The organism is Citrobacter sp. CK191, assembly GCF_030333435.1.
GTDB lineage: Bacteria > Pseudomonadota > Gammaproteobacteria > Enterobacterales > Enterobacteriaceae > Citrobacter_B > Citrobacter_B koseri.
In genome coordinates, this window is record NZ_JAOWFX010000020.1 from 75,854 (window position 1) to 90,582 (window position 14,729).

Below are 14,729 nucleotides of genomic sequence, written 5' to 3' on the forward strand. Positions count from 1 at the left end.
TTTTATAACTGCTGTTTGAGCTGCATTTCGGAACGCCGCTCCCGCAACGTAGCGTAAATAAATGCCACGATGAAGATCGCAGTGAACAATACCACGATGGTTGGCGCAGGGGCGCTGTCGAGGAAAAACGACAGATAAACGCCGAGAAAAGAGGTGACGACCGACAGCGTGACCGCCAACATCAGCGCGCGGGCAAAACGCCGCGTCAGCAAAATCGCAATCGCGCCAGGGGCGATTAACAGCGAGATGGAAAGAATAATCCCCACCGATTTCAGCGTTGCGACGATGGTCAACGCGATCATGCACAACAGGCCATAATGCAGCAGGGAGGTATTAAGGCCGCTGGCTTTTGCCTGGTGTGGATCGAAGGCATGTAGTAAAAAATCTTTCCATTTCAGCCCGATAATCAGCGCAATACCCAGCGCAATCAGCGCCGTTTGCAGAATATCGCTGATGGACACGCCCAGCATATCGCCGAACAGAATATGATCCAGATGGACTTCAGACTGGATAGAAACGTACAGCACCAGCCCTGCGCCAAACATTCCTGAGAAGACGATTCCCATGATGGTATCGCGCTTAATACGGCTGTTATCGTCGAGATAGCCGGTGGCAACCGCGCAGAATAGCCCGGCAATAAACGCGCCGATGGCCAGCGGAATACCGGCGATATAGGCCAGCACAATGCCGGGGAACACGGCGTGACTCATGGCGTCGCCCATTAACGCCCAGCCTTTCAGCACCAGAAACACCGACAATAACGCGCAGGGGATCGCCACAATTGCCGAGACCATGAGCGCGTTGATCATAAAATCAAACTGGAAGGGTTCCAGTAAGGCGGTTAAGCGCATGGGGTCTCCTTATTCAGGCGCGCACGACGGCGGTTGGCAAGCAGGCCGTGTTTCGGGGCGAAGATAAATGCCAGCAGAAACAATAGCGTTTGCAGGACGACGATGATCCCGCCAGTCGCACCATCCAGCCAATAGCTGAGCCAGGCGCCGAAAAAGCTGGTCAGGCTGCCGATGGCGACGGCGATGGTTAACAGACGCGGAAAACGATCGGTCAGCAGCCAGGCGGTGGCGCCAGGCGTGACCACCAGACAGATCACCAGAAAAGCGCCGACGGTTTGCAGAGCGGCGACGGTGGAGACCGACAGCAACGTGAAAAACAGCAGCTTCAGCCGGGCGGGGTTAAGCCCAATCGATCGCGCATGGTTTTCGTCGAAAAAAGTCACCATCAGATCTTTCCACTTCAGCAGCAAAATCACCAGAGAGACCGTGCCGATGATCGCCAGTTGCAGAATATCTTCCGGCGCAATAGCCAGCACGTTGCCGAGGATAATGGTCTGGATGTTGACCGACATCGGATTGAGCGAAACCATAAACAGCCCGATGCCAAAGAAAGAGGAGAAGATAAGACCGATAATCGCGTCTTCCTTCAGGCGTGAACGCTGGTTGAGAAAAAGCATGCTGCCCGCCGCCAGGCCGCCGGAGAGAAACGCGCCGAGAGAGAAGGGCAGCCCCAGCATATACGCGCCCGCCACGCCGGGGACGATGGAGTGGGAAAGCGCGTCGCCAATCAGCGACCAGCCTTTAAGCATCAGATAGCAGGAGAGAAAGGCGCACAGGCCGCCGACCATTGCCGAGACCCACATGGCGTTGAGCATGTACTGGTAGCCGAACGGTTCCACAAGCCAGTTCATGATGATTCACCTCCGCCTGCCGCGCGCCGTGAGATAAAGGGGCGCTCGTCGTCGGTGATGATATGCTCCTCGCCGCCGCTCAGCGCCACATGACGCAATACGCCGCTGAACGCCAGTTCGAGGTTTTCAGCGGTGAAGGTGGTTTCCGTCGGGCCGCTCGCCAGCACGGTGCCTTTGATCATCACCGTGTAATCGCAAAACTCCGTTACCGAGCCGAGGTTATGCGTTGAAACCAGCATGGTGCGGCCTTCATCGCGCAGCTCGCGCAACAGGGCAATAATGCGGGCTTCGGTTTTTACGTCAACGCCGGTAAAAGGCTCATCCAGAAGAATAACCTGCCCGTCCTGGGCAATGGCTCTGGCCAGAAAGACGCGTTTTTTCTGCCCGCCGGAAAGCTCGCCAATCTGCCGATAGCGATATTCCAGCATGTCCACCCGCGCCAGCGCAGCGTCCACGCTTTCACGATCGTGCGCGCTGGGGCGGCGCAGCCACCCCATATGGCCGTAGCGCCCCATCATCACCACATCTTCCACCAGTACCGGAAACGACCAGTCCACCTCTTCAGATTGCGGGACATAGGCGATCAGATTCTGTTTCAACGCTTTGTTGACGGGCTGTTGCAGGATGGCGATTTCTCCCTTCGCCAGTCGGACAAACCCCATCAATGCTTTAAACAGCGTCGATTTCCCTGAACCGTTGACGCCAACCAGCGCGGCAATTGAGCCGCCAGGCACCTGAAACGTCGTGTCCCGCAGGGCAGTGTGACCATTGCGATACGTCACCGTGACGCGATCAACGGTAATCGCAGATTGACTCATTTCTGGCTCCTCAGCCCGTCAGTGATGCCGCTGACGATGGTTTCAGTTGTGACGCGCAGCAGATCCAGATACGTCGGCACCGGACCGTCGGCAGCGCTCAGAGAATCAACATATAGCACACCACCGTAGTGCGCGCCGGATTCACGCGCGACCTGGCGGGCTGGTTTATCGGAAACGGTACTTTCGCTGAACACCGCCGGGATGTGATGTTCCCTGATCGCGTCGATCACTTTGCGTACCTGTTTAGGCGTGCCTTGCTGATCGGCGTTGATCGGCCAGAGGTACAGCTCTTTCAGGTCGTTATCGCGCGCCAGATAGGAAAACGCCCCTTCACTGGTCACCAGCCAGCGTTTGTCGGCAGGAATCTTCGCCAGCGCGTCGCGTAGTGGATCGAGCGTCTGGCGGATTTGGGCTTTATAGTTTTCGGCGTTTTTCTGGTACGTCGCGGCGTTATCTGGATCGTATTTCACCAGCGCATCGCGAATGTTATCCACGTAAATCAGCGCATTTTCCGCCGACATCCAGGCGTGCGGGTTGGGTTTGCCGTTATACGGCCCTTCGGTAATGCCCATCGGCTTCACGCCGTTGGATACCGTAACTTCCGGCACGCCGGATAAGTGCTGGTAGAACCGGGCGAACCACAGCTCCAGGTTCAGGCCGTTAGAGAGGATCAACTGCGCGCCCTGCGCTCGCTTAATGTCGCCGGGCGTCGGCTGATACTCATGGATCTCCGCGCCAGGCTTCGTGATTGAACTGACGTCCGCCGCATCGCCCGCTACGTTTTTCGCCATGTCGGCGATGACGGTAAACGTTGTGATGACCTTAAATTTATCTTTTGCATAAGCAGGCGACAGCGCAAGCATTGCCAGCGCGCTGGCAAGGAGAATGGATTTCAGACGGAGCAAGTGCGGCATAGTATCCCTCATCATAATGCGGTTAATTATTCATCGAATATAGCCTTTGCTATGTTATATAGCACAAGGTATAGATAAATGAAAATAATTCTTATTTACGTAGGGCGCTAAGGATGTGTCACCTTAGGGTGATAGTCCTGAGAGAAGATAAGGTGTATTATTTATGCAACTTATTTGTGGAGGCATCATGTCCGGTAAGCGTATTGCTCGTGAAAAACTGACGATTAAAAAAATGATCGCGCTGTACGAGAGCCAGTGCCCGCAGGCCTCAAACGAGCAAGGTCATTACGATGCGCTGTTTGCCTATGCGCAAAAGCGGCTGGATAAGTGCGTGTTTGGCGAGGAAAAACCGGCCTGTAAGCAGTGTCCGGTGCACTGTTATCAGCCCGCGAAGCGTGAGGAGATGAAGCAGATCATGCGTTGGGCAGGCCCAAGAATGCTCTGGCGCCATCCGATTTTGACCATCCGTCACCTTATTGATGACAAACGCCCCGTCCCGGAATTGCCGGAAAAATATCAGCGCAAGAAATAAATGTGTCTTGCCGGATGGCGGGAGTTAATCGCAGTTGCGTAGGCCCGATAAGCGTTAGCGCCATCGGGCAACACCATTACGCTTTGGTCGCAATCAGAATCGCTGACGCCTTAATCAGCGCAATAACGCGACTGCCCTGCGCCAGTTTCATCTCTTCCTGACTCTCATTGGTGACAACGGCCACAATCTCAAAACCAGCGTCGGTTTTGATGTGTACAGTCGCGTTGACTGCGCCTTCCGTCACCTGAGATACGCTACCGGCAAACTGGTTGCGGGCGGAAAACTTCAGGCCGCAATCTTCGCTTGCCAGAGTAACCCAGGGGGCTTTAATCAAAGCAATGGCGTCTTTTCCGTTTGTCAGACCCAGCGCCTGCTGGCTGCTGTGAGTGACAATCGCCACCAGTTTTGCGCCGCCCGCCAGCGTCAGTTCAACTTCATCATTCACCGCACCTGTTGCGACTGCGCTAACCGTACCGGTCAGTTGATTACGTGCTGATACCGCCATACTGCCTCCTTTCGTTGAGATATCTGCCAGTATAGCCAGAGATGCTATACCAATGCATCTTTATCAATGCCTAATCGTTTCATGCGAGAGAGCAGGGTGGTGCGCTTCAGCCCCAGACGCTGCGCGGCGCCTTTTGGCCCCGCCACCACGCCATTTGTCTCTTTCAACACGCGCATAATGAGCTGAAATTCATCCTCGCCCTCCTGGGCGACTTCGGTGGCGACCGGCGGCGCACCCGGCGTGAGCATTCCCATGTCCGGCAGCGAGAGTTGCAGCACGTTGCCCCGCGTCAGCAGAACGGCGCGCTCGACGACGTTTTCCAGCTCGCGGACGTTCCCCGGCCACTCCATATTGCTCAGCGTGCGTAGCGTTTCGGCAGGAATACTGTTGATGTTGCGCCCCATCCGGCGGGCGATTTTAAAGGTGAAGGCTTTGACCAGCAGCGGAATGTCCTCCGGGCGCTCGCGCAGCGGCGGGAGCTGGATCGGAAAGACGTTCAGACGGTAATAGAGATCGTTGCGGAACTCACGATCGGCCACCATTTTTTTCAGATCGCGGTTGGTGGCGGCGATCAGCCTGACGTCCGTCTGGATCAGTTTATTGCTGCCCAGACGTTCAAATTCCTGCTCCTGGAGCACGCGCAGCAGTTTCGGCTGTAGCTCCAGCGGCATGTCGCCCACTTCATCAAGAAACAGCGAGCTTTTATCCGCCAGCTCAAAACGACCAATACGCTGCGCGCTGGCGCCGGTAAAGGCGCCGCGCTCGTGACCAAACAGATCGCTTTCCAGCAGCCCGGCGGGCATCGCCGCGCAATTCATCTTCACCATTCGCCGTGCGTTACGCCCGCTCAGATTATGAATCGCCCTGGCGATCAGCTCTTTACCGGTTCCTGTTTCACCGAGGATCAGGACGGTGCTGTCGCTTTGCGCCACCATCTCCACCTGCTTGAGCACGTTGTACATGGCTTCGCTGCGACCGATTATCTCGCCAAATTCGCTATCCACGTTATTGAGCTGCTCGGTAAGCGCCAGGTTCTCGTCGACCAGACGCTCTTTCAGCCGGTGAATCTCCTGATAAGCGAGGGCGTTATCCACGGCAATCGCCACGCGTTCGGCAATCTGGCGCAGTAGTTTGAGGTTGGCGGTGGTAAACACTTTCTCTTCGCATTGCGCCAGCTTCAGCACGCCGAGCATTGTATTGCCGGACATCAGCGGCAGCAGACACAGGGTCTGTATCTGGTTGCCCCAGGTGTCGAACAGCATACGTTCGTACGGCGCAAGCGTATCCCGCTCGTTCAGGTTAATCAGCAGCATCTCTTTGCTTTTGAAAACCCGTTCAGAGAGCGTTCCCGCCTCGTCCACTTCGCTTTGTTCATGCGCGGGATTATGTTCATCCAGATAATGTGTGGAATAGATACTCAGCTTGTTTTTGCGGGAGCTGTGCAGGACGATGCTAATGGCATCGATATTAAAGTAGTGGTGGATCTCTTTCGCGACTTCGCTCACCAGTTCGTCGATGTCCAGCCGTGAAAGCACGGCATTGGTGATCGCCACCAGAATGCGGAAGTTGTCGCGCTCACGGCACAGGAGATCGTAGTCAACGTTATTGCTGACCCGACACTGAATTTGCTCAGCGACCACTGCGACAATCTGGGTGAAGGTTTGCAGGCGTTCGTACTCTTTCTCGCTCCACGGCTGGTCGTTTTGGCGGATGAATTCGCAGCCGCCAAAAATGCGCCCTTCAGCGGCCAGCGGCAGCAAACAGTAGTGGCCAAATTCACCGTACAGCCCGTTTGTCGCCAGTTGCGGCCAGGTTTCGCTGAATTCATGATGATTGCAGTGCAGCGCATCGGGGCGCGAGAGAATGCGCCGAACCGGGCCGTGTGCCAGCACGGTTTCGTCTTCATACGCGACAGGTTTACCATTTTCGCGAGTTGCATAATAACGCGCGCGTTGTGTCTGTGGCTGCCATAACACAATAGCCGCGCTGTCGGCCAGCGCTGAGCGCTTGACCAGTTGCGAAAGCGCTTCACTGAGCGACGCCAGGTCGGGCTGCTGCAATAATGTACGAGTGATGTCGAACAAACCTTGTTGTCCGAGATCGCTCATCGGTGTATACGACATGTTGCTTTTCCAGAAAAGCACCGCGATGCGGTGCGAAAACGGTAAATAAATTATAGATATAGGTAATATATTTTGGGTATCACCGCAGGCCTGTCCATCCGTAGGCCTGATAAGCATAGCGCCATCAGGCGCCTTTGCCGGATGGCAGCGTAAACGCCTTATCCGGCCAACAAACTGCGTCGAACCGTAGGCCTGATAAGCACAGCGCCATCAGGCGCTAGCATATACGCGGCAACGGTTCGGCGTGGGGTAAATCAAGGGTACGTTTCACGCCATACAGACCGGCCAGGCGAACGCCTCTGCGTTCAACTACCTCGCCGATCGGCGCCGCATCGCGGCCCAGCGGGTGCGCGCGCAGCGCGTCAAGCACCGCGTCTGCGGCCTGGCGCTCAACGGCGATCACCAGTTTGCCTTCATTGGCAAAGTTAAGCGCATCCAGCCCCAGCAGTTCGCAGACGCCGCGCACCGCCGGTTTGACCGGCAGCGCGGATTCGGACAACTCAATACCGAAGCCGCAGGCGGCGGCAAACTCATGGGCGACAGCATTCACGCCGCCGCGCGTCGCATCGCGTAAGGCTTTCACGCCTGGAATATCGCGCAGCGTCTGAATAAGTGGGGTTAATACCGCGCAGTCGCTGACCAGCTCGCCATCCAGCCCCAGTTGTTCACGCAAATTGAGGATCGTTGCGCCATGATCGCCGAGCGTGCCGCTGACCAGCAGCACATCTCCCACGCTTAATGTCTGCGCCCCCCAGTGAATATTGGCGGGAATCGCCCCCATCCCGGCGGTGTTGATGAACAGCTTATCCGCCGCGCCGCGCTGAACGACTTTGGTATCACCGGTCACAATGGCGATACCGGCTTCGCGCGCGGTTGCCGCCATGCTGTTCACCACGCTTTTCAGCGTCTCCATCGGCAGACCTTCTTCGAGGATAAAGCCGCAGGAGAGATAACGCGGGATTGCGCCGCTGACCGCCACGTCGTTGGCCGTGCCGCAAATCGCCAGTTTGCCGATATTGCCGCCGGGGAAAAACAGCGGGTCAATAACATAGCTGTCGGTGGAGAAGGCCAGGCGATCGCCTTCCGCCGCCAGTTGCGCCAGTTCAAGACGCGCCTGATCTTCCTGCTCAGCCAGCCACGGGTTGGCAAAAGCCTCCATAAACAGGCTGTTAATCAGCTGCTGCATGGCCAGACCGCCGCTGCCGTGGGCAAGTTGTACGCTGTTCATGCTTCACACTCCTGCTGACGATATTGATACCAGGCGGCGCATGCCCCCTCGGAGGAGACCATTAACGCGCCGAACGCCGTCTGCGGGTTACAGGTCGTGCCAAACAACGGGCACTGGTGCGGTTTGCACTTGCCGGTGAGCACTTCTCCGCAGCGCGCACGCGGATCGTCGCACACCTGTTGCGGCGCCGGGCGGAAGTGCGCTTCGGCGTCAAACCGCTGGTAGTCTGGCGTCAGGTGGACACCAGACGATTCAATCACGCCCAGCCCGCGCCATTCGCTGTCGCCGTTGACGTAAAACACCTCGGCGATAGCCTGTTGCGCCAGTAGATTACCGGCATCCGGCACCACGCGACGGTACTGGTTCTCAACCTGGCTATGGGAGGCTATTTTCTGCTCAACCAGCATGACGACGCCTTGCAGTAGATCAAGCGGTTCGAATCCCGCCACCACCAGAGGACGATGGAAATCCGTCGCGATGAAGCTATAGGCGTCGGTGCCGATCACCATGCTGACGTGACCCGGTGCGAGAAACGCGTCAATTCCGTTATCCGGCTGCTCCAGCAGGCTGCGCAGCGTTGGAATAAGCGTGATGTGCTGGCAGAAAAAGTAAAAGTTCTGCACGTTGCGAAGCTTCGCCTGTTGCAGCGTGATGGCGGTGGTCGGCATGGTGGTTTCAAATCCCAGACCGAAGAAAACGACTTTGCGCGTTGGGTTTTCCTGCGCCAGTTTCAGGGCATCCATTGGCGAATAAACAATGCGGATATCTGCGCCACGGGCTTTGGCCTGCAATAGCGAACCCTGTTTCCCCGGTACGCGTATGGCATCGCCAAAGGTGCAGAAAATCACCTCAGGATGGCTGGCGATCTCCACGCAGCTGTCAATTCTGCCCATCGGCAGCACGCAGACAGGGCAACCGGGGCCGTGGATAAACTCCACGTTGTCGGGCAGCAGCTGGTCGAGGCCGAACTTGAAGATGGCATGCGTATGACCGCCGCACACTTCCATGATGCGCAGCGGACGTTCGGCGGTATAAGGGAGATGCGCGGCACGTTCACGCAGGTGATCAATCAACTGCATCACCTGTTCCGGTGCGCGATATTCGTCAACAAAACGCATTATTTTTCCTCGCCATATAACAAAGCGCCGACGTCCGGTTCGACATCAAACATGTTTTGCAGCGCGTCGAGGGTGTCGCGCGCTTCCGCTTCGTTAATCACACTCATGGCAAAACCAACGTGAACCAGCACCCACTGGCCCAGACGCGGCTCACCGCTCTCATCGCAACTGCCAACCAGCGTCAGGTCGACATCGCGCTGGATGCCGCAGACATCGACTTTCGCCTGATTGCCGTCAATGGAGCGAATTTGCCCCGGAACGCCTATGCACATCGCTGTGCCTCCAGCCAGTTCAGCCACCGATCCATCCCTTCGCCGCTGGTGGCGGAGATGAGGATGATCTCAATGTCAGGATTGACTTCCCGGGCGCTGGCGATGCACTTCTCAACGTCAAAATTGAGGTACGGCAGCAGATCGACTTTGTTCAGGAGCATGAGCGAAGCGGCGGCGAACATATGCGGGTATTTCAGCGGCTTGTCTTCGCCTTCCGTAACGGAAAGCACTGCCACTTTATGGCGCTCGCCGAGGTCAAAGCTGGCCGGGCAGACAAGGTTGCCGACGTTTTCGATAAACAGAATACCGTTGTCGGCCAGCGGCAGACGCGGAGCGGCATCGGCAATCATTTGCGCATCAAGATGGCAGCCTTTGCCGGTGTTGACCTGAATAGCGGGCGTACCGGTCGCGCGGATGCGGGCGGCGTCGTTGACCGTCTGCTGGTCGCCTTCAATCACCGCGCACGGCACACTGTCTTTTAACTTCATCAGCGTTTCGGTCAGCAGGGTGGTTTTACCGGAACCGGGGCTGGAGACAAGGTTGAGCACCAGATGCTGGCGGGCGGCGAAGCGGGCGCGGTTGCGCTCGGCCAGACGGTTGTTTTTGTCCAGCACGTCAATTTCGACTTCCAGCATCCGGCGCTGGCTCATACCCGGCGCATGGGTTCCCGCTTCACCGTGACCGTAGTGCAGATCGCCTTCGGCGGTCTGGCTCGGGGTAAAGGCGGATGTCTTCACGCCGGTGATGTTCAGCGCCGGGCGAGCCGCCGGGGCAAAAGGCGCGCTACGAAACGCCGAATGGGGATTATGCTCATCTCCCTCTATATAAAGGTTGCCTTCACCGCAACCGCATGTCGTACACATCGCTCACTCCTGATCTCTATCTTGCGGTAAATCTATTGCCGGATGGCGGCTTTGCTTATGCAGCCTACAACTCAGGCCATTCCTGTCGGCCGGATAAGACGCTCAGGCGTCGCTATCCGGCGTTGGATTACTGTCTATTTCAATTCGGCGAATCTGCAACCCGTCATCGGCCACAATGCGTAACGTGTCGCTCTGGCATTGCGGGCAACGGCGCACGCGCTGCGTCAGTAACGTGACGTACTGCTGACAAGACTCGCACCAGCATTCGGCTTCTTGTTCTTCGAGGTGGAGTTTACAACCTTCCGCCAGGGTGCCACGGCATACCAGATCAAAACAAAAGGCGAGAGCGCTGGTTTCTACGCAAGAAAATGCGCCAATTTTGAGCCAGACCCCAGTTACCCGTTTTGCACCGTGCGCTGCGGCCTGTTGTTCAATTAATTCCAGTGCCCGTTGGCAGAGAGTTATTTCGTGCATATCGCCTCCCGAATTCATTGCCCTGAATAAGCAATAAATATGCCAGTTATTTTTCCCTTGCTCGTGACAATGACGACGATGACGAAATGACATGTCGTCACGGCGTCGAACGTGATGGCTGTTTTTGTATCGTCATGAAAAATAAAGATTTAAAAACTGGCATGGAAAATGCTTAAGGCTGGCTATCTCTGCTAACCGGGTAACCTGACATGACTATTTGGGAAATAAGCGAAAAGGCTGATTACATCGCGCAGCGGCATCATCGCCTGCTGGACCAGTGGCGAACCTACTGCAACTCACTGGTTCAGGGGATCACCTTATCAAAAGCGCGTCTGCATCACGCCATGAGCTGTGCGCCGGACAAAGATCTGTGCTTTGTGCTTTTCGAGCACTTCACGATTTACGTCACCCTGGCGGACGGTTTTAACAGCCACACCATCGAGTATTACGTCGAAACCAAAGACGGTGAAGATAAGCAGTTGATTGCACAAGCGCAATTGACCATTGACGGCCTCGTTGATGAGAAGGTCAGTAACCGCGATCGCGAGCAGGTGCTGGAGCACTATCTCGAAAAAATCGCCAGCGTTTACGACAGCCTGTACACCGCCGTGGAAAACAATCGCCCGGTGAATTTACGTCAACTGGTAAAGGGAAATAGCCCGGCGGCATAAGCACGAGGCGCTGCCCGTTGTTACTCGCGGCGTGCGCTTCACGCTGCATATGAATGTTTGAGGGGATGGGAATGTCGATAAGTGTCGAAAATGACATTTTTCAGACATGTTTTCGTCAAAAATGACTATCACCTGAGGAATGCCTGGTGAATCGTTTTGTAATTGCTGACTCCACGCTCTGTATTGGCTGCCACACCTGTGAAGCAGCCTGTTCAGAGACGCATCGCCAGCACGGCCTGCAATCAATGCCGCGGCTGAAAGTGATGCTCAATGAAAAAGAATCCGCGCCGCAGCTGTGTCACCACTGTGAAGATGCGCCCTGTGCCGTGGTGTGCCCGGTGAATGCCATCAATCGGGTAGACGGCGCCGTACAGCTGAATGAAAGCCTGTGCGTAAGCTGCAAGCTGTGTGGCATTGCCTGCCCGTTCGGCGCGATTGAATTTTCCGGCAGCCGTCCGCTGCATATTCCGGCGAATGCCAATTCACCGAAAGCCCCGCCGGCGCCTCCCGCGCCGGCACGCGTCAGTACTCTGCTGGACTGGGTGCCGGGCGTGCGCGCCATCGCGGTCAAATGCGATCTGTGCAGCTTCGACGAACAAGGCCCGGCCTGCGTGCGGATGTGTCCGACCAACGCGTTACACCTGGTGAATAACATGGATATCGCCCGCGCCAGCAAGCGCAAACGTGAGCTGACCTTCAACACCGATTTTGGCGATCTCACCTTGTTTCAGCAGGCGCAAAGTGGGGAGGCAAAATGAACGCAATTTCACTGATCAATAGCGGTGTGGCCTGGTTCGCGGCGGCGGCCGTACTGGCATTTCTGTTTTCCTTTCATAAAGCGCTGAGCGGCTGGGTCGCCGGTGTCGGCGGCGCGGTTGGCAGTCTGTATACCGCGGCGGCGGGTTTTTCCGTCCTGGTGAATGCGACAGCGGTCAGCGGCGTGATGCCGTTGATCGGTCATGGTTTACAAATCACCCCGCTGAACGCCATCTGGTTGATTACGCTGGGGCTGTGCGGGCTGTTCGTCAGCCTGTACAACATCGACTGGCATCGTCACCCGCTGGTGTTAGCCAACGGGCTGCTGGTAAACCTGCTGATGGCGGCGGCAGTTTGCGCGGTCGTCGCCAGCAATCTCGGCACGCTGGTGGTGATGGCGGAAATCATGGCGCTGTGCGCGGTGTTTCTTACCGGTTGCAGCAAAGAGGGCAAACTGTGGTTTGCGCTGGGGCGTATCGGTACGCTGCTGCTGGCTGTCGCCTGCTGGCTGGTGTGGCAGCGTTACGGCACGCTGGAACTGCGTCTGCTCGATCTGCGCGCCCAGGCGTTGCCGCTCGGTTCTGACATCTGGCTGCTCGGCGTAGTCGGTTTTGGTCTGCTGGCCGGGATTATCCCGCTGCACGGTTGGGTGCCGCAGGCGCACGCCAACGCCAGCGCGCCGGCGGCGGCCCTGTTCTCTACCGTGGTGATGAAAATGGGTCTGCTGGGCATTCTCTCTTTATCGCTGATTGGCGGCAATGCGCCGCTGTGGTGGGGCGTTCTGCTGCTGGTGCTCGGCATGATCACCGCATTCGTCGGCGGTTTATATGCGCTGATGGAACATAACATTCAGCGCCTGCTGGCGTACCACACCCTGGAAAACATCGGCATTATCCTGCTCGGTCTGGGCGCGGGCGTCACCGGTATTGCCCTTAATCAACCGGCGCTGATTGCGCTCGGCCTGACCGGCGGTCTCTATCATCTGGTCAACCATAGCCTGTTCAAAAGCGTGCTGTTTTTGGGCGCGGGCAGCATTTGGTTCCGTACCGGGCACCGCGACATCGAAAAACTGGGCGGTATTGGTAAACGTATGCCGGTGATTTCTGTCGCGATGTTGATTGGCCTGATGGCGATGGCCGCGCTGCCGCCGCTGAACGGGTTTGCCGGTGAGTGGGTTATCTATCAGTCCTTCTTCAAGCTGGGCAACAGCGGCGCGTTCATTGGCCGTCTGTTAGGGCCGTTGCTGGCCGTCGGGCTGGCGATTACCGGTGCGCTGGCGGTGATGTGTATGGCGAAAGTCTATGGCGTTACGTTCCTCGGCGCGCCGCGTACCAAAGAGGCGGAAAACGCCTGCTGTGCGCCAATCCTGATGGGGGTGAGCGTCGTCGCGCTGGCCATTTGCTGCGTGCTGGGCGGCGTTGCCGCGCCGTGGCTGCTGCCGCTGATCTCCGCTGCCGTGCCTCTGCCGCTGGAGACGGCGAATACCACCGTTTCTCAGCCGATGATTGCGCTGCTGCTGATCGCCTGTCCGCTGCTGCCGTTCATCATCATGGCGATTTTCAAAGGCAACCGTCTGCCGTCGCGTTCACGCGGCGCGGCCTGGGTCTGTGGCTACGACCACGAGCAGTCGATGGTGATTACCGCCCACGGTTTCGCCATGCCGGTGAAAGAGGCCTTTGCCCCGGTACTCAAGCTGCGTAAATGGCTTAACCCGGTATCGCTGGTTCCGGGCTGGCAGAATGCGGCGGCACCGGTTCTGTTCCGCCGCCTGGCGCTGATTGAGCTGGCGGTGCTGGTGGTGATTGTGGTTTCACGAGGAGCCTGAGAATGAGTGTGTTATATCCGTTAATTCAGGCGCTGGTGTTATTCGCCGCAGCGCCGCTGCTGTCCGGTATTACCCGCGTGGCGCGTGCCCGGTTGCACAATCGTCGCGGGCCGGGCGTTTTGCAGGAGTATCGCGACCTGATCAAGCTGTTGGGGCGCCAGAGCGTTGCGCCTGCCGATTCCGGCTGGGTCTTTCGCCTGACGCCGTTTGTGATGGTCGGCGTCATGCTGACTATCGCGACCGCGCTGCCGGTGGTGACGGTTGGTTCGCCGTTGCCGCAGTTGGGCGATCTGATCACCCTGATCTACCTTTTTGCGATCGCCCGCTTCTTCTTCTCTATTGCCGGTCTGGATACCGGGAGTCCGTTTACCGCGATCGGCGCAAGCCGTGAAGCGATGCTCGGCGTACTGGTGGAGCCAATCCTGCTGCTCGGCCTGTGGGTGGCGGCGCAGGTGGCCGGTTCCACGCACATCAGCAATATCACCGACACGATTTACCATTGGCCGGCAGCGCGCAGCATTCCGCTGATGCTGGCGCTGTGCGCCTGCGCGTTCGCCACCTTTATCGAGATGGGCAAACTGCCGTTCGATCTGGCGGAAGCGGAGCAGGAGTTGCAGGAAGGCCCGCTGACCGAATACAGCGGCAGCGGCTTCGCGGTGCTGAAGTGGGGCATCAGCCTGAAACAGCTGGTGGTGCTGCAAATGTTTGTCGGCGTATTCCTGCCGTGGGGACAGATGGAGACCTTCAGCGCGGGTGGGCTGGTGCTGGCGCTGGTGATTGCCATCGTCAAGCTGATCGCTGGCGTACTGGTGATTGCCCTGTTCGAAAACAGCATGGCGCGCCTGCGTTTTTGCGCCACTTCACGCGTGACCTGGGCCGGTTTTGGGTTTGCGTTTTTAGCATTCGTCTCCTTGCTGGTGGCGTGATT

16 protein-coding genes are annotated in these 14,729 nt (G+C 57.3%); 5 read left to right on the forward strand and 11 right to left on the reverse strand.

Going from position 1 to position 14,729, the window contains the following annotated elements; translation table 11 throughout:
• Nucleotides 1-2 precede the first annotated feature (2 nt).
• From sitD to sitA, 4 genes are read right to left on the reverse strand one after another with little or no spacing between them, the layout of a single operon-like run.
• Nucleotides 3-851, reverse strand: a complete 849-nt coding sequence (gene sitD, locus OGV82_RS04225) for an iron/manganese ABC transporter permease subunit SitD (RefSeq protein WP_012134850.1) — start codon at nucleotides 849-851, stop codon at nucleotides 3-5.
• Nucleotides 842-1,702: an iron/manganese ABC transporter permease subunit SitC gene (gene sitC / locus OGV82_RS04230; RefSeq protein ID WP_012134848.1), complete on the reverse strand. Its 861-nt coding sequence runs from the start codon at nucleotides 1,700-1,702 to the stop codon at nucleotides 842-844. The genes sitD and sitC overlap by 10 nt, the downstream gene beginning before the upstream one ends.
• Entirely contained in the window at nucleotides 1,699-2,520 is an 822-nt protein-coding gene (gene sitB / locus OGV82_RS04235) for an iron/manganese ABC transporter ATP-binding protein SitB (RefSeq protein WP_047461649.1), read from the reverse strand. Before sitB ends, sitC begins: the two co-directional genes overlap by 4 nt.
• Complete coding sequence (gene sitA, locus OGV82_RS04240; protein ID WP_047461652.1) at nucleotides 2,517-3,434, reverse strand: iron/manganese ABC transporter substrate-binding protein SitA; 918 nt, start codon at nucleotides 3,432-3,434, stop codon at nucleotides 2,517-2,519. The genes sitB and sitA overlap by 4 nt, the downstream gene beginning before the upstream one ends.
• Nucleotides 3,435-3,621: 187 nt before the next feature.
• Here sitA and OGV82_RS04245 point away from each other — a divergent pair, with 187 nt between their 5' ends.
• Nucleotides 3,622-3,966 (forward strand): nitrous oxide-stimulated promoter family protein, encoded by a 345-nt coding sequence (locus OGV82_RS04245; protein ID WP_024130896.1) that lies wholly within the window; start codon nucleotides 3,622-3,624, stop codon nucleotides 3,964-3,966.
• 76 nt (nucleotides 3,967-4,042) lie between these two features.
• Here the strand turns inward: OGV82_RS04245 and OGV82_RS04250 are convergent, their stop codons facing one another.
• From OGV82_RS04250 to hypA, 7 genes are all read right to left on the reverse strand, one after another.
• Nucleotides 4,043-4,471 (reverse strand): TOBE domain-containing protein, encoded by a 429-nt coding sequence (locus tag OGV82_RS04250; RefSeq protein ID WP_012134844.1) that lies wholly within the window; start codon nucleotides 4,469-4,471, stop codon nucleotides 4,043-4,045.
• Between the two features lie 44 nt (nucleotides 4,472-4,515).
• The gene (gene flhA, locus OGV82_RS04255) at nucleotides 4,516-6,594 is read right to left on the reverse strand and encodes a formate hydrogenlyase transcriptional activator FlhA (RefSeq protein WP_024130895.1); all 2,079 of its coding nucleotides are present in this window, start codon (nucleotides 6,592-6,594) and stop codon (nucleotides 4,516-4,518) included.
• Nucleotides 6,595-6,811: 217 nt separating this feature from the next.
• A complete protein-coding gene (gene hypE, locus OGV82_RS04260; protein ID WP_047461655.1) occupies nucleotides 6,812-7,822 on the reverse strand; it encodes a hydrogenase expression/formation protein HypE in 1,011 nt (336 codons plus the stop codon).
• Nucleotides 7,819-8,940 (reverse strand): hydrogenase formation protein HypD, encoded by a 1,122-nt coding sequence (gene hypD / locus OGV82_RS04265; protein WP_047461658.1) that lies wholly within the window; start codon nucleotides 8,938-8,940, stop codon nucleotides 7,819-7,821. Before hypD ends, hypE begins: the two co-directional genes overlap by 4 nt.
• Nucleotides 8,940-9,212: a hydrogenase 3 maturation protein HypC gene (gene hypC / locus OGV82_RS04270; protein ID WP_047461662.1), complete on the reverse strand. Its 273-nt coding sequence runs from the start codon at nucleotides 9,210-9,212 to the stop codon at nucleotides 8,940-8,942. Before hypC ends, hypD begins: the two co-directional genes overlap by 1 nt.
• Nucleotides 9,203-10,075, reverse strand: coding sequence for a hydrogenase nickel incorporation protein HypB (gene hypB / locus OGV82_RS04275; RefSeq protein ID WP_012134839.1), 873 nt, complete (start codon nucleotides 10,073-10,075; stop codon nucleotides 9,203-9,205). The genes hypC and hypB overlap by 10 nt, the downstream gene beginning before the upstream one ends.
• 102 nt (nucleotides 10,076-10,177) lie before the next feature.
• Nucleotides 10,178-10,549, reverse strand: coding sequence for a hydrogenase maturation nickel metallochaperone HypA (gene hypA, locus OGV82_RS04280; protein WP_024130894.1), 372 nt, complete (start codon nucleotides 10,547-10,549; stop codon nucleotides 10,178-10,180).
• A gap of 209 nt (nucleotides 10,550-10,758) precedes the next feature.
• Here hypA and hycA point away from each other — a divergent pair, with 209 nt between their 5' ends.
• The 4 genes from hycA to OGV82_RS04300 all read left to right on the forward strand — a co-directional run bounded on the left by hycA (nucleotide 10,759) and on the right by OGV82_RS04300 (nucleotide 14,727).
• Nucleotides 10,759-11,220, forward strand: coding sequence for a formate hydrogenlyase regulator HycA (gene hycA, locus OGV82_RS04285; RefSeq protein ID WP_047461665.1), 462 nt, complete (start codon nucleotides 10,759-10,761; stop codon nucleotides 11,218-11,220).
• Nucleotides 11,221-11,366: 146 nt separating this feature from the next.
• Nucleotides 11,367-11,978 carry a formate hydrogenlyase subunit HycB gene (gene hycB, locus OGV82_RS04290; RefSeq protein WP_047461668.1) on the forward strand — a complete coding sequence of 204 codons (612 nt, stop codon included), beginning with the start codon at nucleotides 11,367-11,369 and terminating at the stop codon, nucleotides 11,976-11,978.
• Nucleotides 11,975-13,801 (forward strand): formate hydrogenlyase subunit 3, encoded by a 1,827-nt coding sequence (gene hycC / locus OGV82_RS04295; RefSeq protein WP_047461671.1) that lies wholly within the window; start codon nucleotides 11,975-11,977, stop codon nucleotides 13,799-13,801. The genes hycB and hycC overlap by 4 nt, the downstream gene beginning before the upstream one ends.
• A gap of 2 nt (nucleotides 13,802-13,803) precedes the next feature.
• Nucleotides 13,804-14,727: a respiratory chain complex I subunit 1 family protein gene (locus tag OGV82_RS04300; protein ID WP_047461674.1), complete on the forward strand. Its 924-nt coding sequence runs from the start codon at nucleotides 13,804-13,806 to the stop codon at nucleotides 14,725-14,727.
• Nucleotides 14,728-14,729 lie beyond the last annotated feature (2 nt).

Excerpts from the sequence above, each read along its gene's own strand:
- sitD (WP_012134850.1), bottom strand. The coding sequence starts at position 851 with ATGCGCTTAACCGCCTTACTGGAACCCTTCCAGTTTGATTTTATGATC.
- sitC (WP_012134848.1), bottom strand. The coding sequence starts at position 1,702 with ATGAACTGGCTTGTGGAACCGTTCGGCTACCAGTACATGCTCAACGCC.
- sitB (WP_047461649.1), bottom strand. The coding sequence starts at position 2,520 with ATGAGTCAATCTGCGATTACCGTTGATCGCGTCACGGTGACGTATCGC.
- sitA (WP_047461652.1), bottom strand. The coding sequence starts at position 3,434 with ATGCCGCACTTGCTCCGTCTGAAATCCATTCTCCTTGCCAGCGCGCTG.
- OGV82_RS04245 (WP_024130896.1), top strand. The coding sequence starts at position 3,622 with ATGTCCGGTAAGCGTATTGCTCGTGAAAAACTGACGATTAAAAAAATG.
- OGV82_RS04250 (WP_012134844.1), bottom strand. The coding sequence starts at position 4,471 with ATGGCGGTATCAGCACGTAATCAACTGACCGGTACGGTTAGCGCAGTC.
- flhA (WP_024130895.1), bottom strand. The coding sequence starts at position 6,594 with ATGTCGTATACACCGATGAGCGATCTCGGACAACAAGGTTTGTTCGAC.
- hypE (WP_047461655.1), bottom strand. The coding sequence starts at position 7,822 with ATGAACAGCGTACAACTTGCCCACGGCAGCGGCGGTCTGGCCATGCAG.
- hypD (WP_047461658.1), bottom strand. The coding sequence starts at position 8,940 with ATGCGTTTTGTTGACGAATATCGCGCACCGGAACAGGTGATGCAGTTG.
- hypC (WP_047461662.1), bottom strand. The coding sequence starts at position 9,212 with ATGTGCATAGGCGTTCCGGGGCAAATTCGCTCCATTGACGGCAATCAG.
- hypB (WP_012134839.1), bottom strand. The coding sequence starts at position 10,075 with ATGTGTACGACATGCGGTTGCGGTGAAGGCAACCTTTATATAGAGGGA.
- hypA (WP_024130894.1), bottom strand. The coding sequence starts at position 10,549 with ATGCACGAAATAACTCTCTGCCAACGGGCACTGGAATTAATTGAACAA.
- hycA (WP_047461665.1), top strand. The coding sequence starts at position 10,759 with ATGACTATTTGGGAAATAAGCGAAAAGGCTGATTACATCGCGCAGCGG.
- hycC (WP_047461671.1), top strand. The coding sequence starts at position 11,975 with ATGAACGCAATTTCACTGATCAATAGCGGTGTGGCCTGGTTCGCGGCG.
- OGV82_RS04300 (WP_047461674.1), top strand. The coding sequence starts at position 13,804 with ATGAGTGTGTTATATCCGTTAATTCAGGCGCTGGTGTTATTCGCCGCA.